Source organism: Streptosporangium sandarakinum (assembly GCF_013409935.1).
Lineage (GTDB): Bacteria > Actinomycetota > Actinomycetes > Streptosporangiales > Streptosporangiaceae > Streptosporangium > Streptosporangium nondiastaticum.
The window spans coordinates 1,382,818-1,403,538 of the sequence record NZ_JACCCO010000002.1; the positions used below are offsets into that span (position 1 = coordinate 1,382,818).

Below are 20,721 nucleotides of genomic sequence, written 5' to 3' on the forward strand. Positions count from 1 at the left end.
CGCACGGCGACCGGGCCGTTCCCGCCCGGCCGCCGCAGATCACCGACCCCGAGGGCAGGCGCTGGGCGTGACCGGGCCGTTCCCGCCCGGCCGCCGCCCTTCCCGGCGGCCGGGACCGCCGGGAGCCACCCGCGAGGGCCGAAGAGACCGGAACCGCCCGCGGAGGCCGCGGGAGACGCCGGGATCAGTGGTTGGCGAGGAAGGCCAGCAGGTCGTGGCGGGTGAGCAGGCCGACCGGCTTGCCGTCGTCGAGCACGACCGCCGCGTCGGCCTTCTCCAGCGCCTCGACCGCGATGGAGACGGGCTCGCCCGCCCCGATCATCGGCAGCGGCTGCGACATGTGGTCGGCCAGCGGGTCGTGCGGCGAGACCTTGCCGCGGTAGAGGGCGTCGAGCAGGTCGCGCTCCAGGATCGAGCCGACCACCTCGGCGGCCATGACCGGCGGCTCCTCCTTCATCACCGGGAGCTGCGACACGCCGTACTCGCGCATGATCGAGATGGCGGTGTCCACCGACTCGTGCGGGTGGGTGTGCACGAACTCCGGCATGCCGGAGCCCTTGCGGGTCAGCACGTCCCTGACCAGGCCCTCCTCGCTGGAGGTGGTCAGGAAGCCGTAGTCGGCCATCCACTCGTCGTTGAAGATCTTCGACAGGTAGCCCCGGCCGCCGTCGGGCAGCAGCACGACGACCACGTCGTCCGGGCCGGCCTGCTGGGCGACGCGCAGCGCGGCGACCGTCGCCATCCCGCAGGAGCCGCCGACCAGCAGCGCCTCCTCGCGGGCCAGGCGGCGGGTCATGCCGAAGGAGTCCTTGTCGGAGACCGCGATGATCTCGTCGCAGATCGTGGTGTCGTAGGTGGCCGGCCAGATGTCCTCGCCGACGCCCTCCACCAGGTACGGCCGGCCGGTGCCGCCGGAGTAGACGGAGCCCTCCGGGTCGGCGCCGATGATCTTCACGCGGCCGCCGGAGACCTCCTTGAGGTAGCGGCCGGTGCCGCTGATCGTGCCACCGGTGCCGACACCCGCCACGAAGTGGGTGATCCGCCCCTCGGTCTGCTCCCAGATCTCCGGGCCGGTGGAGTGGTAGTGGCTCTCGGGGTTGTGGGGGTTGGAGTACTGGTCGGGCTTCCAGGCGCCCGGGATCTCCCTGGCCAGGCGGTCGGAGACCGAGTAGTAGGAGTTCGGGTGGTCGGGCGAGACCGCCGTCGGGCAGACCACGACCTCGGCGCCGTAGGCGCGGAGCACCGAGATCTTGTCCTGGGCCACCTTGTCCGGCACGACGAACAGGCACTTGTAGCCACGCTGCTGCGCCACGATGGCCAGGCCGACACCGGTGTTGCCCGAGGTGGGCTCCACGATGGTGCCGCCGGGGCGCAACTCACCGGACTTCTCCGCAGCGTCGATCATCCGCACCGCGATCCGGTCCTTCACCGAACCACCCGGGTTGAAATACTCGACCTTGGCGAGCACCTGGGCCGGGACCCCCGCCGTCACCTTGTTGAGCCGGACGAGCGGCGTGTTGCCCATCAGATCGACGAGCGAGTCGTATACGCGCACGGCGAAGATCACCTCGAAATACCATAGCTTTGTCAGCTGTTGTGTGGAACGCCGCGGTCCCCGTGGGTGGCTGGGACTCGGCTGGCTGTCTTTCAAGGCCAACGCTACCGTCGTGTCGTATCGAGGGGGCAACGCCACGTGATATGGACACCAGGGGCCGCACGGGCCGCGCGGCGCATCGCGGCCGCCGCCGCGGTGGGCGGAGGGGGGCTGACCGCGCTCGGCGCGCTCACCTATGGGCTGCTGTTCACCGAGGCGGTGGTGGCCCGGCGCATCGTCGGCCGCCCGCACGGCATGGAGGGCCCGCCGGCCGACGGGATCTACGGTGACTTCGACGGCGAGCCGATCCGCATGGTGATGCTCGGCGACTCCACCTCGGTGGGGCTCGGCACCACCGACCCCGCCGACACCCCCGCGGTGCTGATGGCCTCCAGCCTGGCCGGCATCGCAGGGCGGCCGGTCCGGCTGACCGTGGTCGGCAGGTCGGGGGCGGCCTCCGTCGATCTGGGCGACCAGGTGGACCGGGCACTGGGGGCGCTGCCCGACATCGCGGTCATCTTCATCGGCGCCAACGACGTCACCACGCAGACGCCGCCCGCGCGGGCCGTACGGCACCTGCAGAAGGCGGTGCGGCGGCTGCGGGAGGCCGGGGCCGAGGTGGTCGTGGGAACCTGCCCGGACCTCGGCACGGTCCGGCCGATCGCCCAGCCGCTGCGCTGGGTGACCCGGCGCTGGAGCCGCCAGCTCGCCGCCGCGCAGACGGTCGCGGTGGTGGAGGCCGGCGGGCGGACGGTCGCCTTCGCCGACATGCTCGGCCCGGAGTTCGACACGAATCCGGACGAGATGTTCGGGCCCGATCGATTCCACCCATCTGTCGAAGGCTACCTACAGGTTGCTTACGCGGTGCTACCGTCTGTAGGCAATGCGCTGGGACTGTGGCCCGAGCCTCGGCCGCGGCGCAGCGAGTCGATCTACCTCGCGGCGGCCATGGCCGCGGAGGAGCCCGGCGCCGAGGTCTCCGCGACCCGCGTCGCCGGCCGGGCCACCGGACCCCACGGACGATGGGTGACGATGCTCCGCCGGCGTCCCTGGGTCCAGCCTCGCGACGCCTGACCCCGGTCACCCTCCGCGTCGAGGCCGTCACGCCTCGCCCGCATTGGAGTGGAATGCCCGCCATCCGGCCCCCCGCGAAACCGATCCTGGCGCTCGCCGGAGCCCTGGCCCTGTCCGGTTCCGCCCTGTCCGGCTGCTCCGGCAGCGAAGCGGCCACCCCCGCCTATCCCACCTGGCACAACCCGGACGTGAACGCGGTCAGCCGCACCGTCTCGGCCGGGGGCGTCGCCGCGACGACCTCCCTGCTGCCCGGCGGCACGTTGGAGACGGTGGCACTCGACCTCGCCTCGGGCCGGAGACTGTGGGCCCAGCCGGCGACCATGGCGGGCCGGCTGCCGGGGATGGGAGTCCCGGCCCCGGCCCTCGTCGAGACCGGCGGCGGTCAGGCCGTCGCGGTGACCGTCGATCCGTTCCGGCGCGGCCGGTGGAACGCCCTGCTCGTCGCCCGTGACGCCCGGACCGGCGCGCGGCGGTGGACCCGCCCGCTGCACTCCACGTTCGGGCCGCAGCGGTGCGGGGCGCTGGTGTGCGTGCCGGAGAACACCGCCCTGGAGACGGCCCGGATGGTCGTACTCGACCCGGCCACCGGCAAGGTGCTGTGGAGGCTCCCCGGGATCGCCGAGGTGGAGTGGTCCGACGCCTCCCGCGCCGTCCTGCTGCGCCTGGCCCGGCACCCCGTCCTGGAGTCGCGCGACCTGAGGACCGGAAAGCTCGGCTGGAAGCTGCCGGTGGAGCAGCCGCTCGGCGCGGGGGTCGACCTCTCGGGCGGCTGGTCGTTCGGGGCGACCTCCGGCAACCTCGTCGGCTACGTCGCGCCGTACACCGACCCCTCGACGAAGAAGCCTTCCACCTTCGGGTTCTTCTCCGTCAGGACCGCCGACGGCACGGTCAACTGGATCCGCCCCTCGGTGGTGCGGGTCTACCCCAGCGGCAGCCCCGGTTTCGCGCCGGTGGTCCGCCCGGTCGACGCGCAGGGCCGGTACGGCGGGTTCGCCCGGCTCGACGCCGAGAGCGGCCGGGTCCTCGGCCAGATCCCCCCGGAACGGATCCCCGGCTCCGGCTGGTGGCTGGCCTTCCCCGAGCGGATGGACACGCTCGGCTTCCTCAAGCACGGCAAGGCCGGCACGGTCTTCGACCTCACCACCGGCCGCCCCGGCGAGATCACCGGGCGGCGCGGCTGGTCCTTCTGCGTCACCGATCCCAAGCCGCTCGCGTTGAAGAACCAGGTCCCCGGCTTCTACTCGGTGGCCTCCCTGTGCGAGTTCGACCTCGCCAAGGGGGAGAAGGTCACGCCGCGGGGGCCCGGCGCGCCGCCGGCGTGGTTCACCGGCAGCCAGAGCGGCTGGCGGATCTGGCGCGACGAGAAGGGCGGCCTGCACGGCGTCGAGGACGGCACCGGCACCGCCCCCGGCATGTACGGCTGAGGCGGGGACGGCACCGCCCCCGCCCCGGCCATGTACGGCCGAGCCGGCCCGCACCGCCCCCGGCGTGTACGGCCGACCAGTTCCGCCCCCCGGCGGATCGCCTGCCGTACAAAGTTCTGTTTTCTGCGGCCCCGGGTCGTGGCATTCGGGCTACCGCGCGGTAACCTCCGCAGGAGGAGAGGCACACGAACCCAGGAGAGCCACATGCCCGAGGCAGTCATCGTCGCGACCGCACGCTCGCCGATCGGCCGCGCCTTCAAGGGGTCCCTCAAGGACATCCGTCCCGACGACCTGACCGCGCAGATCATCAAGGCCGCGCTGGCGAAGGTGCCGCAGCTCGACCCGGCCGCCATCGACGACCTGATGCTCGGCTGCGGCCTGCCCGGGGGCGAGCAGGGGTACAACATGGGCCGGGTGGTCGCCACCCTCCTCGGGCTGGACGGCGTGCCCGGCACCACGATCACCCGTTACTGCTCGTCCTCGCTGCAGACCACCCGGATGGCCCTGCACGCCATCAAGGCGGGCGAGGGCGACGTGTTCGTCTCCGCGGGCGTGGAGTGCGTCTCCCGCTTCGCCAAGGGCAACTCCGACTCGCTGCCCGAGACGATGAACCCCCTGTTCGACGAGGCCAGGGCCCGTACGGCGCGGTCCGCCGAGGGCGGGGGCGACGTCTGGCGCGACCCGCGCGAGGACGGCGCGCTGCCCGACATCTACATCGCGATGGGCCAGACCGCCGAGAACGTCGCCGCGCTGCGGGGCGTGTCCCGCCAGGAGCAGGACGAGTTCGGCGTCCGCTCGCAGAACCTCGCCGAGAAGGCGATCGCCAACGGCTTCTGGGAGACCGACATCACCCCGGTGACGTTGCCCGACGGGACCGTGGTGAGCAAGGACGACGGTCCCCGGGCGGGCACCACCTACGAGGCGGTCTCGCAGCTCAAGCCGGTCTTCCGCCCCGACGGGACGGTCACCGCGGGCAACTGCTGCCCGCTGAACGACGGCGCCGCCGCGGTGATCGTGATGAGCGACACCAAGGCCGCCGAGCTGGGCATCACCCCGCTGGCCCGGGTCGTCTCCACCGGCGTGACCGGCCTGTCCCCGGAGATCATGGGCCTCGGGCCGGTCGAGGCCTCCCGGCAGGCCCTGGCGCGGGCGGGCATGTCCATCGGCGACGTCGACCTCGTCGAGATCAACGAGGCGTTCGCGGCCCAGGTCATCCCGTCCTACCAGGAGCTCGGCATCGACCTCGACCGGCTCAACGTCAACGGCGGCGCCATCGCGGTGGGCCACCCGTTCGGCATGACCGGCGCCCGGATCACCTCCACGCTGATCAACAGCCTGCGGTTCCACGACCGCTCGATCGGCCTGGAGACCATGTGCGTGGGCGGAGGCCAGGGCATGGCCATGGTCCTGGAGCGCCTCAGCTAGGTCCTGTTCCCCGGATCGTCCCGCCCGCCGCGGTCGCTCAGGCGGAGATCCACTGAACGGGACCCGGGTTCCGCGTGCCGGGGCCGCCCGCGGGGTCGCACCCCGCGGGCGGCCCTCGCCGTTCCGGGCCGGCCCCGCGGGACCGGCCCGGCGCGGGGCCGGCGGGGCCGCTCAGCCGTGCACGTCCGGTCCGGCGCGGGTGAGGTCGATCCGCATGACGACCCGCCGCTCGCGTTCCATGGCCGCCCGGTAGTCGTCCCAGTCGGGGTGCTCGCCGGAGATGTCGCGGTAGTAGGAGACGAGGTGCTCCATCGCCTCGGGCAGCGAGACGATCTCCGCGGTCCCCTCGATCTGGATCCACGGGCCGAAGAAGGCATCGGTCGTCACGCAGAGCGCCACGTTCGGGTCCCTGCGGGCGTTGCGGACCTTCGCCGCGGTCTCGCGGCTGCTGACGACGGCTCGTCCTTCGGCGTCCAGGCCCACGGTGACCGGGGACATCTGCGGGCGGCCGTCGGCGTGCCGGGTGAGCATGACGGCCCGGTGGTTGTCGCGGATGAAGTCGCGTGCTCTGTCAAGATCCATGCCCCCATCATGCGGGTGGCACGGGCAAGCCCGCACCCCCGGGCGGGGCACGGGCTTGGGATAGACGACTTACAGATAACGGCTGCGGCGGTGACGCTCGTGCTCGTGGACGATGGCCGCGGCGTAGCCGTGGGTCAGCCCGTGCTCTGTTGCGAGCCAGTTGGCCCGCTCGTCGCAACGGAGGAAGGACGGGCCGTTGTCGATGGCCTGGAACCACTCTGGGAGTGCGCGTCCCGTGATATCGGGAACCCTTGCGATCAGTTTGCTCTGCGTCTCCGGTGAGTGGTTCAACGACATGGACACCTCCAGGAATAGGGCTTCCTTTGCTCGACAGTGCATCACGATCCTCCGGATGGCAAGCCCCCGTCCGCAAGGGCGCCGCCGTGTTCCGTCATCCACTGCTCGCTCCTCATCAACCGTCATGCCCATCTTCCGTAAGGGAAACCCCTCTTCCCGGTAAGAAAGAACCTTCGTGCGGGAGAGCCCTCCGGGAAGCGCGAACCCCCGTCGGAGCGACTCCGGCGGGGGTTCGGGCGGGACGGCGGCGCGGCGGTCGCTAGTCCCGTGTGAAGTAGCTGATCAGTCGCAGGATCTCCAGGTAGAGCCAGACCAGGGTGACCGTCAGGCCGAAGGCCATCAGCCAGGAGTACCGCTCGGGGACGCCGGCCCGCACGCCCTCCTCCACCGAGTTGAAGTCGAGCAGCAGGAAGAAGCAGCCGATCAGGATGGCGGCGACGCTGAAGGCGTAGGACAGCAGGCCGTCACCGGTGCGCAGGCCGAGGCCGCCGTCCATGAAGTAACCGGCGATCCAGTTGACGAGCATGAGACCCATCAGCGCCAGGCCCGCGGCCACGACGAACTTGGTGAACTTCGGCGTCACCCGGACGATCCGCAGCGCGTACACCGCGAGGGTGCCGCCGAAGGCCAGCGCCGTGCCGAGCACCGCCTGCAGGACGATGCCGTTGGTCTGCTCGTTGTAGATGTGGCTCACCACGCCGACGGCCACGCCGTAGCCGACGGCGTAGCCGAGGATCAGCACGGGGTTGGTGCTCTGCTTGAAAGAGACGATCAGGGCGAGCACCAGGCCGACGATCACGCCGAGCATCATGGCGGCGGGGCCGAGGTTCAGCGCCCAGGCCGCCGCGGCGGAGACGACCAGCGTGCCGAGCGTGATGAACCCGCGCACGACCACGTCGTCGATCGTCATGGCCCGCTGGGCGGGCGGTGCGTACGACGGCCTGTCGTACATCCCCTGAAGCTGCTCGGGGGTCGGCGTCGGCGTGCCCCAGCCTCGCTGGTGCGCGTTCGCCTGCCGGAATACCGGGTTTCTGCTCTCCATCACTGCCTCCACGCTGCGACCTGCACGATGAATGATCGGATCGGTCGTCACACGGCCGTATCGCATTGATCTTCGTTGGACCGGCCCCGCGGACACGGGGCCGGCGTTCGCCGCCGGGCAGGCCGTACGGCTACCGCCGTAGATCTCAACGCATGGGCCATCCGTGCGGTTCCCGTCTTTCCCGCCGGATCTCCGGATCTCAGGCCGGCGGCCTTCCGGCCGGGCGGGAACCCCCGGGGGACGGCGCCGGGCAAGATCGGCAAGTGCCCCCGGAGGGACTCGAACCCTCACTCGAACCCTTTTAAGGGGTTTGCCTCTGCCGTTGGGCTACGGGGACGCCGCAATCATACGTAACGGACCACTCATCCGAGGAGCACAGCTTTGTATCAGGCGTCACACAAACCATGATCGATGTATGCGATAGAGCCCCCGGAAGGACAGGGCCTTCCGGGGGCTCGGGTCGCGGGGTCCGGCACGCCGCGCGGGGGCGGTCCGGGCCGTGGGATCAGGTCGTCGCGGCCTCACGGAACTCGGTGCGGGGCTCGTGGATCTCCCGGAGCGAGACGGTCTCCCGCTTGAAGAACAGCGCCAGGGTCCAGTCGGCCACCACGCGGACCTTGCGGTTGAAGGTGGGGATCCGCGACATGTGGTACGTCCGGTGCATGAACCAGGCGGGCATCCCGCGGAGCTTGAGGCCGTAGACGTTGGCCACGCCCTTGTACAGGCCCAGGCCGGCGACCGCGCCGACGTACTTGTGCCGGTAGTCGACCAGCTGCTGCCCGTGGAGCTGACGGGTGAGGTTGTCGGCGAGGACCTTGGCCTGCCGTACGGCGTGCTGGGCGTTGGGCGCGCAGTACTGGCCGGGGTTGGTCACGTCGGGCACGCCCGCCACGTCGCCGGCGGCGTAGGCGTCCTGGACGCCGGCCACCGTCAGGCGGGTGGTGGTCTTGATCCGGCCGCGCTCGTCCAGCGGCAGGTCGCCGGCGTTGACGACCGGGCTGGGCTTGACGCCCGCGGTCCACACGATGGTGGCCGACTCGAACTCCTCGCCGTCGGAGAGCTTGACGTGGCCGCCGACGCAGGACTCCAGGCGGGTGCCGAGCTTGATCTCGATGCCGCGCTCGCGCAGCTGCTCGGCGGTCCACTTGCCCATCTCGGGGCCGACCTCGGGGAGGATGCGGTCGGTCGCCTCGACCAGGACCCAGCGGATGTCGTCGCGGGTGACGCTGCGGTAGTAGCGCACCGCGTCCAGCGACATGTCCTCCAGCTCGGCCAGGGCCTCGACGCCCGCGAAGCCGCCGCCGACCACGACGAACGTCAGCGCTCGGCGGCGCAGCGCCTCGTCGTCGTCGGACTCGGCCCGGTCGAGCAGGGCGAGGACCCGGTTGCGCAGCGCGGTCGCCTCGCCGATCGTCTTGAAGCCGATGGCGGCGTCGGCGAGACCGGGGACGGGGAGCGTGCGGGAGATCGAGCCGGCGGCCATGACGATGATGTCGTAGCCGATCTCGTGCTCGGTGCCGACGTTCGGCGCGAAAGTGACCTTCTTGGACGCGTGGTCGACCTTGGTGACCTTGCCGTTGAGGATCGTCGCCTTCTTCAGCACCCGGCGGAGCGGGACCACGACGTGGCGGGGCGAGATGTTCCCGGCGGCGGCCTCGGGGAGGAACGGCTGGTAGGTCATGTACGACTCGGGGGTGAGGACGGTGATCCGCACGCTGCCGTCGCGCAGTTCGTTGCGGAGCGTGTGCTGCAGGCGCAGCACGGTGTAGAGGCCGACGTAGCCCCCACCGACGACCACGACGTGCTTGGAGTTGCGGTTCACTTCAGCGCCATCCTTATCCTTTGCTTTGTGAAAGCTTTCACAAGCCTATGTCGATTCGTCGGATGATGCCACTGCGGGGGGTGCAAAAGTTGAAGATCTTCTCAGTCTGATCCGGAAAAACCGCGCATTTCGCCCAGAAGATCTCGAAATTATTCACTTGTGATTGACTTCACAACTTTCTCAGCGTGTTCGCCCGGGTGAAGACGGCGTCGAGCATGCCGGTGGTGACCCTGCCGGTGAAGGTGTTCTGCTGGCTCGGGTGGTAGCACCCCAGCAGGTGGGCGGGGACGCCGTCGCGGGAGATCTCCACCTCGGCGCCGTGCCCGAAGGCCGGTCGCGGGCGCGGCAGGTCGTATCCGGCCTCCCGCAGCGCCGGCCAGACCGCCTGCCAGGCGAAACCGCCCAGCGCGACCACCACCCGCACGCTGCCGGCGACCCTCGCGATCTCCTCGGTCAGCCACGGGGAGCACGCCGCCCGCTCCGCCGGATCGGGCTTGTTGGCGGGCGGGGCGCACCGCACGGCCGCCACCATGCGCGTCCCGATGAGCCGCTGTCCGTCGCCGGCGTGGACGCTGGTCTCCTGAACGGCCAGGCCGGTCCGGTACAGCGAGGCGAACAGCCAGTCGCCGCTGCGGTCGCCGGTGAAGATCCGGCCGGTGCGGTTGCCCCCGTGCGCCGCCGGGGCCAGCCCGACGATGAGGATCCCCGGCTTCTCCTCGCCCCAGCCCGCGATGGGCCTGCCCCAGTAGGTCTCCCCGGCGAACGCCCGCCGCTTGACCACCGCGACCTCCTCCCGCCAGTCCACCAGGCGCGGGCAGGCCCGGCAGACCGACTGCCGGGCCGTCAGCTCGGCGAGCGTGCCGCTCGTCCTGGCCAGCTCCGCCACCTCGGCGGCATCGTGGGCGACGGGGGTGTCGGGCCGGGCCGGGTCGCCCGGCCAGCCGGATCCGGGAGGAACACAGGTCATGCCTTCGATGGTGCCCGACGTGAGGGGATGCCCCGGACCGGAAAAGGCGGGCAGGACGCAGAAGGCGGACACGAAAAGGCGGCGCCCGCCGGACGCGGACGCCGCCTTCCTCTTCTCGCTCGGACCCGTCCGGGCGGGCGTCAGGCTCGCACACCGCCCGTCCGGGTCCGCCCGGTCATCGGTACTACGCCTTGCAGACCGCCTCGTAGGACGCCGACGCGTTGCCGCCGCCGACGATCTCCAGCGTGGCGGTGCCGGACTTGGTGCCGATCGAGTCGGCGCCGTAGGCCACTTCCTGGCTACCGGCCGAGGCGAAGTCGAGCTCGCCGGACTTCACCGTCGCGCCGTTGACCTTCAGGACGTACTTGACCTTCATCGCGCCCTCGGCGTAGATGGTGCCGCTGACGGCCAGGGAGGCCCTGGAGCACGCGACCTCGGTCTGCGAGGCCGTGAACTTGGAGATGTAGGCCTTCGGCGCGGGGGCCGCCTCGCAGGCGACCTTGGCCGAGGCGGTGCCGGAGGTCGGACCGCCCGCGATCTCGATCGCCCGCCTGGCGGTGCCGGACTCCGACGCCTTCCAGGAGTCGGTCAGGGTACGGCTCTGCGGGCCGTGGCCGTAGAAGGAGACGGTCTCCCAGGAGCCGGCGACGCCGTCACGGATCCAGCGGTACCGCACCGGGCCGTCCGCGTCGGAGACGCGGATGGTGCCGGAGAAGGTGCGGGTGACCGGGCAGGTGCCGGAGTAGTCGGCCGGGGCGGCGACGGAGGCGGTGACCTTCGGCGAGTGGTCCTCGCAGTGGATCCTGAAGTAGGAGCCGTCCGAGGAGCCGCCGCGGCCGACGACCTCAAGCCGCACCTGACCGCGCAGGTCACGGCCCGGCTCGATCACGTACTGGACCCGGCGCGAACCGTTCACGTAGACCGAGTCGCGGTCGACGACGCGGCCGTTGACGACCCACTGGTAGCGCACCCAGCGCTTGCCGGAGGTGCTGATCCGGCCGGTCGCGACGGCCTTGCAGTCACGCTCGTCCACCCAGACGCGGGTGGCGGTCCAGTGACGGTGGGGACGGGGCTTGACGACCTCTTCCTTGCCGCCGTCGCCCTTGTCCTCACCGCAGGCGACGGTGAAGTAGCCCTTGGCCGAGGTGACCTTGCGCGGCGCCAGGACCTGGACCGAGTTCCAGCTCTTGAGGTCGCCGCCCTTGAAGGTGGCGGACTCCTTCACCGCGACGTACTTGACGCCCTTGCCCTTGAGGGTGACCTTCTTGATGCCGCTCTTGGAGCCGTCACCGCGCAGCCAGCGGTAGGCGACGGTGGTCCTGCCGCCGTAGGCCTTCACCTTGATCTTCGAGGAGAAGGTCACCTTGACGGGACAGTCGGTGGACTTCGACGGGGACGCCTTGGGCGCGCCGACCGACACCGCGGCCTTCGGGACGCCGTGGGCCGCCGAGGCCCGCGCCTGAGTGGAACCACTGGCCGCCGCTGCGGGCGAGGCCAGCAGTCCCGCCGTCATGGTCGCCAGCATGGCCGTACCGGCGCTCAGGACGGCTAGCTTACGTGCTAGTCCGGACATGAGGGGTTGCTCCGTTCGTTAGGAACACGTAGATCGCTCCGGAGACGGTTGCCGCCCCGACACCAGCTGTGCCGGGCCCCACGGCAAAGCCTCGCTAAAGCTTCTTTACCTAACCATAAACGGAAAGACCCCTCAATACCTCATCAATAGGAGAATTGTCTAGAGTCTGTCATGGTTTAGCGATAGACCAGGCGATTCCGTCCAGAATGTCGTGTTCGCTGACCACGACCTCCTCGAAGCCGTACCGCTCCATGACGCGGTCGAGGATGAGCGCCCCCGCGACGATGACGTCGACCCGGCCGGGGTGCATGACGGGGACCGCCGCCCGCTCGTCGTGCGTCATCTCCAGCAGGCGCGCGGAGATCTGGTGCACCCGCGTCGCCGGAATTCGCGAATGATGAATTTTCCGCGGGTCGTATTCCGAAAGGTCGAGCGCCATTCCCGCGACCGTCGTCACCGACCCGGCGAGCCCCACCAGCGTGAGCGCCCGCTCCACCGGGACCTCGCCGGAGACCCGGTCGAGCGCGTCGTCGACGTCGGCCACCAGCGCCTCGACCACCTCGGCGGGCGGCGGGCTCGCCGCGCCGCGCAGGTGCCGCTCGGTCAGCCGCACGCAGCCGATGTCCACCGACAGCGCGGCCTCCACGTGCGTCGAGCCGACCACGAACTCGGTGGAGCCGCCGCCGATGTCCACCACCAGGTACGGCGGGCGGGTGCCCTCCGGGCACGGCAGGCCGGTCTCGGGCGAGAGCCGTACGAGGTCGTGGGTGGCGCCGGTGAAGGACAGCTGCGCCTCCTCGGCCCCCGTGACCACCTCGGGCTCCACCCCGAAGACGCCGCGCACGCCGTCCACGAAGTCCTGCCGGTTGGCGGCGTCCCTCGTCGCGCTGGTGGCCACCACGCGGACCGCCGAGGCCCCGTGCCGCTCGATGAGCCCGGCGTAGCCGCGCATCGCGGCGAACGTGCGCTCCAGGGCCTCGGGGGCGAGCCTGCCGGTCTCGTCCACGCCCTGCCCGAGCCGGACGATCTCCATCCGCCGGTCCACGTCGGTCAGGGTGTCGTGGGCGACGTCCGCGATCAGCAGTCGGACGGAGTTGGTGCCACAGTCGATCGCGGCGACGCGGGTCACGGGGTCTCCTGTTCGGTGGTCGAGGCGGGGGCCGCTCCGGGCTCGGGATCGGGGGCGGGGCAGCACGGCCCGTCGGCCCACCACTCGCCGAGCGCGTCGAGCGCCTCGCGGCCGAAGGGGTTGCTCCCCGGCGCCGCCAGCTCGTGCGCGACCAGGGCGTGCAGGCACTTGACCCGGGCGGGCATGCCCCCGCTGCTCTGCATGTCACGGGGCAGCGGCGCGAGGCCCTCCTCGGCGGCGGCCTTGTCGCGGCGGGCGACGTAGTCGTCGTGGGCCGCCCGGTAGGCGCGGGCGAGCTCGGGGTCGTCGGCGAGCCTGGCCTGCATCTCGCGCATCACGCCGGAGGTCTCCAGCCGGCCGATGGCCGAGGCCGCCTTCGGGCAGGTGAGGTAGAACAGCGTCGGGAACGGCGTGCCGTCGGGCAGCCGGGGGGCCGTCTCCACCACGTCGGGCAGCCCGCACGGGCAGCGGTGCGCCACCGCCCGCAGGCCGCGCGGCGTCCGGCCGAGCTGCCGCTCCACCGCCGCCACATCGCGATCGTCCACCATCGTGACACCCCCTGAGAAAGACGACACCAAGGGTATCGGGGTCATCCCCCGGCCCCGGCCGCCTTCCGGCCCCGGCCGGTGTCGGCGGCCTCGACCGACTGCCACAAGGTCTCGTACCAGGGCGCCTTCACGGCCTTCTTCGGCCCCGCCGCGCTCTTGCGCCGCTCCGCCGCGCGGTCGTCACCCATCACGACGTAGCACTTCTGCCCGGGGTCGCAGTAGAAGAGCCGCTCCCTGGCCGTCTTCTTGATGTAGCCGGGGTCCATGAGCTGCCTGCGGCGGTCGTCCAGGGCCTTGATCGCGGCCAGCTCCCTGGCCTGCGCCTGCTCCAGCTGGGCGATCTGGCGGCGCTGCGCGACGTACTCCCGGATCGGGTAGGCGAGGCTCATCGCGATCGCGCACACCACGACCGCCAGCACCGCGGCCCGCCCCGTCAGCTGCGGCCGTCTCGCCAACGCACCCACCCGCCTCTCTTCACCCCGGGTCCAGGGGTCCGTACGGCCGGCCCGCGCGGACCCGCGGGGGCCGGCCTCCCTCGCGTACGGCCCGTGCCCCGGCAAACCGGGCGCAAGCCGCACAGGCGAACCTACCCCTGGAACCTCGGGAAAGCGGCGCGACCCGCGTAGCGGGCGGCGTCGTCGAGGAGTTCCTCGATGCGCAGGAGCTGGTTGTACTTGGCCACCCGGTCGGAGCGGGCCGGGGCGCCGGTCTTGATCTGGCCGCAGTTGACGGCCACGGCGAGGTCGGCGATCGTCGTGTCCTCGGTCTCGCCGGAGCGGTGGCTCATCATGCAGCGGTAGCCGCTGCGGTGGGCCAGGTCCACCGCGTCGAGGGTCTCGGTCAGGGTGCCGATCTGGTTGACCTTGACCAGCAGCGCGTTGGCCGCGCCCTCGGCGATGCCGCGGGCCAGGCGCTCGGGGTTGGTGACGAACAGGTCGTCGCCGACGAGCTGCACCCGGCCGCCGAGCCGCTCGGTGATGGCCTTCCAGCCCTCCCAGTCGCTCTCGTCCAGCGGGTCCTCGATGGAGACCAGCGGGTAGGAGCCGACCAGGTCCTCATAGAAGTCGATCAGCTCGGCGGCCGAGCAGCCCTTGCCGTCGATGGTGTAGACGCCGTTGTCGTGGAACTCCGAGGCGGCCACGTCGAGGGCCAGCGCGACGTCCTCGCCGGGCGTGTAGCCGGCCTTCCCGATGGCGACCATGATCAGGTCCAGCGCGTCGCGGTTGGACGGCAGGCTCGGCGCGAAGCCACCCTCGTCGCCCAGGCCGGTGGCGTAGCCCTTCTCCTTCAGCACCGCCTTGAGCGCGTGGTAGACCTCGGTGCCCATCCGCACGGCCTCGCGGAACGTCTCCGCCCCGATCGGCGCGATCATGAACTCCTGGATGTCCACGTTCGTGTCGGCGTGCGCGCCGCCGTTGAGGATGTTCATCATCGGCACGGGCAGCAGGTGCGCGTTGGGGCCGCCGAGGTAGCGGAACAGCGGCAGCTCGGCGCTGTCGGCGGCGGCCTTGGCCACGGCCAGGGAGACGCCCAGGATCGCGTTGGCGCCCAGGCGGGACTTGTTCGGCGTGCCGTCCAGGTCGATCATGACCTGGTCGATGGTGCGCTGCTCGGCGGCGTCGAACCCGACGATCTCGTCGGCGATCTCGTCGGTCACGCCGAGGACGGCCTTCTCGACACCCTTGCCGCCGAAGCGCTCGTCGCCGTCGCGCAGCTCCACGGCCTCGAACTGGCCGGTGGACGCGCCGCTCGGCACCGCGGCCCGGCCCTGGCTGCCGTCGTCCAGCAGGATGTCGACCTCGACCGTCGGGTTGCCCCGGGAGTCAAGGATCTCACGAGCGGTGACGCCCTCGATGGAAGCCACGAAGCACTCCTAAAGTCGCAGGACAGTTTGCCGCAGAAGCCTATCGAGGCCCGCCCCGCGACACGGTGACCGCCGTCCTACCCGTCGGTACGGCGGCCCTCGTCCCGCGTCTCCCAGGCGCGGACCCGATCACGGTAGGCGCGGGCCGCGGCGCGCAGCTCGGCCTCCGGGTCGAGCCCGGCCGCCTGCGCCTGCCGTACCAGCGCGAAGAGCCGGGCCCCGAGGTCGTCCCCGGCCGAGTCGTCGAGATCGGCGGGGGCGCCGGCGCGCTCGGCGCGCCGCAGGAGCTGGGCGGCGAGGGAGAGCGCGGGCTGCCCCATCGGGACGCCGTCCAGGACCGACCCGGCGTCACCGGCGTTCTTGGCCGCGCGCTCGGCGGCCTTGATGACCTCCCAGTTGTCGCTGACCTCCTCGGCGCCCTCGACCCTGACGTCGGCGAAGACGTGCGGGTGACGCCGGACCAGCTTGGCGACGATCGCGTCGGCCACGTCGTCGATGTCGAAGCCGCCCTCGGCGTCCGGCCGGTCGCGGGCGACGCGGGCGTGGAAGACCACCTGGAGCAGCAGGTCGCCCAGCTCCTCGCGCAGGGCGGCGCGGTCGCCCTCCTCGATGGTCTCCAGCACCTCGTAGGCCTCTTCGAGGAGGTACGGCACCAGCGACTCGTGGGTCTGCTTCGCGTCCCACGGGCAGCCGGTCCGCAGCCGGTCCATCACCGACACCAGGTCCAGCAGCCGGGCGCCTGGCAGGTCATAGGAGCCCGGGACGACCTCGATCAGCGGCGGCTCGTCGAGCGCCAGCGCGGCGTGGCCGACCGAGCGCATCAGCGCCTCGTCGGCCTCCAGCCACACGACGGTCTCCGCCTGCGCCCGCCGGACCAGGGCGGCGGGGTCGGCGGTCACGACCTCGACGGTGATCCCGGCCTCGGCGAGGTAGGGCAGGAGCGGGTGGCCGGCCGCCTGAGTGAGCACCGGGCCCTCCTCCAGGACCTGCCAGGCGCGCCTGCTGAGCAGCCCCGGTGCGACCCGGGGCGAGGTGGTGACGACGATCAGGGGCATGCCCCCGAGGTTACCCAGCCGGCTCCGACGCCTTGCCGAAGCGGTCCTCGGCGGTGAAGATCTGCGGCTGCTCCTGGCTCGGCTGCGGGTTGATCCTGCCGAACCGCGGGTTCCACTCGATCGGCACGGACCTCAGGTCGTCGATCACCTGCTGCTGGCCGCGCTGCAGGGCCTCCTGGTCGGCACCGCCGCCGTACTTGGCCATGAGCTTGGTGATCATCAGGCTCGCCCGGGTGTAGGCGCGCACCTGCGAGGGCGCCACGGCCTTCTGCAGGAGCTGCTGCTCGTACTGGGCGGCGCCGCCCTGGGAGTTGATCACCTGGTCGACCTCGCCCTCGGTGACCGTGACGCCCTTGCTCCCGGCGACCTTGGCGTACTGCCTGGCGGTGGCGAGCTGGTAGAGCACCACCTGCGGGACGCTGCCGGGGAACTGCTGCTTCACCGCGGACATGTCCGCCCTGTCCAGCGCGGCCTCGTACTCCTGGACGTTGCGGTCCAGCTCGCCGGAGCTGATCCGGTCGCCGCCGACGACGGCGGCGGCACCGACCTGCGAGGGGGAGCAGGCCGTCAGAGCGACACCGGTGGCGGCGACCGCCAGGATGACGCGAACTCGAGTCGACTTCACACGCGATCCCTTCACGACAAACGCCGCTTACCTTACCGTCACGCCCGGCGGGAAGCCCTCCGGGAGCGGGGCTCCCGCCCCGCGGGAGGCTCCCCGGGGACCCTCTTCGGGGGCCTACGCCTTCGGAGCGCCCTCCAGGAACATCGCCTGGACCAGGTCGCCGCACCACTTCAGCAGGTCCAGGTCGCGCAGCGGCTGCCCGCCGAGCGGCCGGGTCTTGGGTACGGGCACCAGCAGCATGCCGGCCGCCTGCTTCAGCAGCGCCTTGGGGTAGAGACGCTGCAGCCGCACCTGCTGGGAGTCCTTCAGGTGCACCGGGGCGAACCTGATGTTCTGGCCCTGCAGGGTGACGTCGGTGAGGCCGGCCGTACGGGCGCGGATCCGGAAGCGGGCGACCTCCAGCAGGTTCTCCACCGGCTGGGGCGGCCTGCCGTACCGGTCGACGAGCTCGTCGCGCACCGCGGCGACCTGGGCGTCGGAGGCGACGGCGGCGATCCGCTTGTACGCCTCCAGGCGCAGCCGCTCGGAGGTGACGTAGTCGTGCGGGATGTGGGCGTCGATGGGCAGCTCGACCTTGACCTCCGGCCGCTCGGCCTCCTCGGCCGGCACGCCGGACACCTTGGCCTTCTGCTCCTGGACGGCCTCGGCCATCATCCGGACGTAGAGGTCGAAGCCGACGCCGGCGATGAAGCCGGACTGCTCGGCGCCGAGGATGTTGCCCGCGCCGCGCAGCTCCAGGTCCTTCATCGCCACGTACATGCCCGCGCCCATCTCGGTGTGCTGGGAGATGGTGGCCAGCCGCTCGTGGGCGGTCTCGGTGAGCGGCTTCTCCGGCGGGTACAGGAAGTAGGCGTAGCCGCGCTCGCGGCCCCGGCCGACCCGGCCGCGCAGCTGGTGCAGCTGGGACAGGCCGTAGTTGTCGGCCCGGTCCACGATCAGCGTGTTGGCGTTGGGCACGTCCAGCCCGGACTCGACGATCGTGGTGGAGACGAGCACGTCGAACTCGCGCTCCCAGAAGCCCACCATGATCTTCTCAAGCTGGTGCTCCTGCATCTGGCCGTGCGCGACGGCGACCCTGGCCTCGGGCACCAGCTCGCGCAGCCTCGCGGCGACCTTGCCGATGCTGGAGACACGGTTGTGCACGAAGAAGACCTGGCCGTCGCGCATCAGCTCGCGCCGGATCGCCGCGCCGATCTGCCGCTCGTCGTAGGGGCCGACGAAGGTCAGGATGGGGTGGCGCTCCTCCGGCGGGGTGAGGATCGTCGACATCTCGCGGATGCCGGTCAGGCCCATCTCCAGGGTGCGCGGGATCGGCGTGGCGGACATGGCGAGCACGTCGACCTGGGTCCGCAGGTGCTTCATGGCCTCCTTGTGCTCGACGCCGAACCGCTGCTCCTCGTCGATGATGATCAGCCCGAGGTCCTTGAACCTGACCTCGGGGGAGAACAGCCGGTGGGTGCCGATCACCACGTCCACCGCGCCGTCGCGCAGGCCCTCGACGGTCGCGGAGATCTCGGCGTCGGTCTGGAAGCGCGACATCGGCCGCACGTTCAGCGGGAAGCCGGAGAATCGCTCGGCGAAGGTGGACAGGTGCTGCTGGACCAGCAGCGTGGTGGGCACCAGCACCGCCACCTGCTTGCCGTCCTGCACGGCCTTGAACGCCGCGCGCACCGCGATCTCGGTCTTGCCGTAGCCGACGTCGCCGCAGATCAGCCGGTCCATCGGGACGCCGCGCTCCATGTCGCGCTTGACCTCCTCGATGGCTTCGAGCTGGTCGCCGGTCTCGGCGTAGGGGAAGGCGTCCTCCATCTCGCGCTGCCAGGGCGTGTCGGGGCCGAACGCGTGGCCGGGCGAGGCCATCCGGGCCGAGTAGAGGCGGATCAGCTCCCCGGCGATCTCCCGGACCGCCTTCTTCGCCTTGGTCTTGGCCTTGGCCCAGTCGGCGCCGCCCATCCGGTTCAGGGTGGGCGACTCGCCGCCGACGTAGCGGGTGACCTCGTCGAGCTGGTCGGTGGGGACGTAAAGACGGTCGCCCTTGGCGTACTCGATGACGAGGTACTCGCGGGTGGCGCCCTGCACGGTCCGCTGCACCATCTCCACGTAGCGGCCCACGCCGTGCTGCTCGTGCACGACGTGGTCGCCGACCTTGAGCTGCAGCGGGTCGACCATGTTGCGGCGCTTGGACGGCAGGCGCCGCATGTCCTTGGTGGACGCCTTCTGACCGACCAGGTCCAGGTGGGTCAGCACGGCCAGGAAGGAGTTGACGAAGCCGTGCTCGACCAGGCCGGTGCTGACGTGCACGACCCCCGGCTCCGGCCGGCGGCCGAGGTCGCGCTCCAGGCGGGCGGGCATGTCCGCGCCGCGCAGCAGCTCGGCCATCCGCTCGGCGGGGCCGTACCCCTCGCTGAGCAGCACGACGACCTTGTCCTGGTCCAGCCAGCCCTTGATGTCGCTCAGCGCCCGCTGGGTGTCGCCGCGGTAGGACTCGGCCTCGTGCGCCGGCAGGACCACCGCCCCGCCGTCCGGGACCGTCTCGGAGGGCTCCCCGGGCCCGCCGTCCGCTCCGGCGCCGAACGGCGCGATCGACCACCACGGCTGGCCGAGCTCCCCGGCCCGCTCGCGGACGTCCTCCAGGCTGCGGAACGCCGCCGCCCCCAGGTCGATCGGCGCCTCGCCGCCGGACGCGGCGTTGATCCAGGACGCCTCCAGGAACTCCTGGCTGGTGCGCACCAGGTCGTCGGCGCGGCCGCGGATGCGCTCGGGGTCGCAGACGAACACCGCCGACCGGGCCGGCAGGTGGTCCAGCAGCAGGTCCATCTCCCCGGCCAGGACCGGCGCGAACGCCTCCATGCCCTCCATGGCGACGCCGTCGGCGAGCTGGTCGAGGATCTCCGCGAGCGCGGGGTGGCGCTCGGCCAGCTCGCGGGCGCGGGCGCGGACGTCGTCGGTCAGCAGCAGCTCGCGGCAGGGCGCGGCGAACAGCCCCTCCTCGGCCGCCTCCAGCGACCGCTGGTCGGCGACCTTGAACCAGCGGATCTCCTCCACCGAGTCGCCCCAGAACTCCAGCCGCAGCGGGTGCTCCTCGGTCGGCGGGAAGACGTCCAGCAGGCCGCCCCGGACGGCCACCTCGCCGCGCTTCTCGACCATGTCGACGCGGTTGTAGCCGTTCTCCACGAGCCGCGCGACGACCTGGTCGAGGTCGGCGTCGTCGCCGGCGCGCAGCCGTACCGGCGAGAGGTCGCCCAGGCCGCGCACGATCGGCTGGAGCACCGCGCGCACCGGCGCGACGATCACCCGCAGCGGGCCCGCGGCGGCGTCGCCCTCGATCGGGTGCGCCAGCCTGCGCAGTACGGCCAGCCGCTGGCCCACCGTGTCGCTGCGCGGCGACAGCCGCTCGTGCGGCAGCGTCTCCCAGGCCGGGAAGACCGCGACCGTGGCGGGGTCGAGGAGACTTCCGACGGCGGCGGCGAGGTCCTCGGCCTCACGGCCGGTGGCGGTCACCGCGAGCACCGTGCGCCCGCCCCCCTCGGCGCCGTCGCGGGCCAGCGCGGCCACGGCGAACGGCCGCAGCGCCGGTGGAGCGACCAGCGGCACGTCGGAGAGGTCTCCCGCGCGCACGCTCTCCAGCGGAGAGGCCAGCTTCGGCTCGGAGACGACAAGGTCCAGCAGTCCGGAAAGGCTCATCAGTTTTCGCCCACAG

At 71.7% G+C, this 20,721-nt stretch carries 17 protein-coding genes and 1 tRNA gene; 3 read left to right on the plus strand and 15 right to left on the minus strand.

Translation table 11 applies throughout. The features are described 5' to 3' along the window. Positions 1 to 184 precede the first annotated feature (184 nt). Positions 185 to 1,555 carry a cystathionine beta-synthase gene (locus HDA43_RS24645; RefSeq protein WP_179825560.1) on the minus strand — a complete coding sequence of 457 codons (1,371 nt, stop codon included), beginning with the start codon at positions 1,553 to 1,555 and terminating at the stop codon, positions 185 to 187. Between the two features lie 138 nt (positions 1,556 to 1,693). On the opposite strand from HDA43_RS24645, the gene HDA43_RS24650 reads away from it, so the two are divergent. The 3 genes from HDA43_RS24650 (at position 1,694) to HDA43_RS24660 (ending at position 5,517) form a co-directional block, all read left to right on the plus strand. Continuing rightward, the gene (locus HDA43_RS24650) at positions 1,694 to 2,668 is read left to right on the plus strand and encodes an SGNH/GDSL hydrolase family protein (RefSeq protein ID WP_179825561.1); all 975 of its coding nucleotides are present in this window, start codon (positions 1,694 to 1,696) and stop codon (positions 2,666 to 2,668) included. Between the two features lie 53 nt (positions 2,669 to 2,721). Beyond that, on the plus strand, positions 2,722 to 4,092 hold the full coding sequence (locus HDA43_RS24655) for an outer membrane protein assembly factor BamB family protein (RefSeq protein WP_179825562.1): 1,371 nt from the start codon (positions 2,722 to 2,724) through the stop codon (positions 4,090 to 4,092). Positions 4,093 to 4,296: 204 nt separating this feature from the next. Beyond that, entirely contained in the window at positions 4,297 to 5,517 is a 1,221-nt protein-coding gene (locus HDA43_RS24660) for an acetyl-CoA C-acetyltransferase (RefSeq protein ID WP_179825563.1), read from the plus strand. Positions 5,518 to 5,688: 171 nt separating this feature from the next. Here HDA43_RS24660 and HDA43_RS24665 read toward each other — a convergent pair whose 3' ends face one another. The 14 genes from HDA43_RS24665 to mfd all read right to left on the minus strand — a co-directional run bounded on the left by HDA43_RS24665 (position 5,689) and on the right by mfd (position 20,705). Next, positions 5,689 to 6,099, minus strand: coding sequence for a PPOX class F420-dependent oxidoreductase (locus HDA43_RS24665; RefSeq protein WP_179825564.1), 411 nt, complete (start codon positions 6,097 to 6,099; stop codon positions 5,689 to 5,691). A 69-nt stretch (positions 6,100 to 6,168) separates the two neighbouring features. Beyond that, positions 6,169 to 6,522 (minus strand): DUF4287 domain-containing protein, encoded by a 354-nt coding sequence (locus HDA43_RS36760; RefSeq protein WP_376770521.1) that lies wholly within the window; start codon positions 6,520 to 6,522, stop codon positions 6,169 to 6,171. Between the two features lie 133 nt (positions 6,523 to 6,655). Then, positions 6,656 to 7,438, minus strand: coding sequence for a Bax inhibitor-1/YccA family protein (locus HDA43_RS24675; RefSeq protein ID WP_179825566.1), 783 nt, complete (start codon positions 7,436 to 7,438; stop codon positions 6,656 to 6,658). A 264-nt stretch (positions 7,439 to 7,702) separates the two neighbouring features. Beyond that, positions 7,703 to 7,775: transfer RNA gene (locus HDA43_RS24680), tRNA-Leu, on the minus strand. A 168-nt stretch (positions 7,776 to 7,943) separates the two neighbouring features. Then, on the minus strand, positions 7,944 to 9,260 hold the full coding sequence (locus HDA43_RS24685) for an FAD-dependent oxidoreductase (RefSeq protein ID WP_179825568.1): 1,317 nt from the start codon (positions 9,258 to 9,260) through the stop codon (positions 7,944 to 7,946). Positions 9,261 to 9,429: 169 nt separating this feature from the next. Continuing rightward, a complete protein-coding gene (locus HDA43_RS24690; RefSeq protein ID WP_179825570.1) occupies positions 9,430 to 10,227 on the minus strand; it encodes a uracil-DNA glycosylase in 798 nt (265 codons plus the stop codon). A gap of 184 nt (positions 10,228 to 10,411) precedes the next feature. Beyond that, positions 10,412 to 11,800: a hypothetical protein gene (locus tag HDA43_RS24695; protein WP_179825572.1), complete on the minus strand. Its 1,389-nt coding sequence runs from the start codon at positions 11,798 to 11,800 to the stop codon at positions 10,412 to 10,414. Between the two features lie 169 nt (positions 11,801 to 11,969). Further along, complete coding sequence (locus HDA43_RS24700) at positions 11,970 to 12,929, minus strand: Ppx/GppA phosphatase family protein (RefSeq protein ID WP_179825574.1); 960 nt, start codon at positions 12,927 to 12,929, stop codon at positions 11,970 to 11,972. After that, the gene (locus tag HDA43_RS24705; RefSeq protein ID WP_179825576.1) at positions 12,926 to 13,477 is read right to left on the minus strand and encodes a DUF501 domain-containing protein; all 552 of its coding nucleotides are present in this window, start codon (positions 13,475 to 13,477) and stop codon (positions 12,926 to 12,928) included. The genes HDA43_RS24700 and HDA43_RS24705 overlap by 4 nt, the downstream gene beginning before the upstream one ends. Before the next feature lie 41 nt (positions 13,478 to 13,518). Beyond that, entirely contained in the window at positions 13,519 to 13,941 is a 423-nt protein-coding gene (locus HDA43_RS24710; protein WP_312873521.1) for an FtsB family cell division protein, read from the minus strand. Positions 13,942 to 14,063: 122 nt separating this feature from the next. Next, positions 14,064 to 15,341, minus strand: coding sequence for a phosphopyruvate hydratase (gene eno, locus HDA43_RS24715; protein WP_179825578.1), 1,278 nt, complete (start codon positions 15,339 to 15,341; stop codon positions 14,064 to 14,066). 77 nt (positions 15,342 to 15,418) lie between these two features. Beyond that, positions 15,419 to 16,396 carry a nucleoside triphosphate pyrophosphohydrolase gene (locus HDA43_RS24720; protein WP_179825580.1) on the minus strand — a complete coding sequence of 326 codons (978 nt, stop codon included), beginning with the start codon at positions 16,394 to 16,396 and terminating at the stop codon, positions 15,419 to 15,421. Between the two features lie 10 nt (positions 16,397 to 16,406). After that, positions 16,407 to 17,021, minus strand: a complete 615-nt coding sequence (locus HDA43_RS24725; protein WP_179825581.1) for a SurA N-terminal domain-containing protein — start codon at positions 17,019 to 17,021, stop codon at positions 16,407 to 16,409. 114 nt (positions 17,022 to 17,135) lie between these two features. Beyond that, positions 17,136 to 20,705: a transcription-repair coupling factor gene (mfd, locus tag HDA43_RS24730; RefSeq protein ID WP_179825583.1), complete on the minus strand. Its 3,570-nt coding sequence runs from the start codon at positions 20,703 to 20,705 to the stop codon at positions 17,136 to 17,138. Positions 20,706 to 20,721 lie beyond the last annotated feature (16 nt).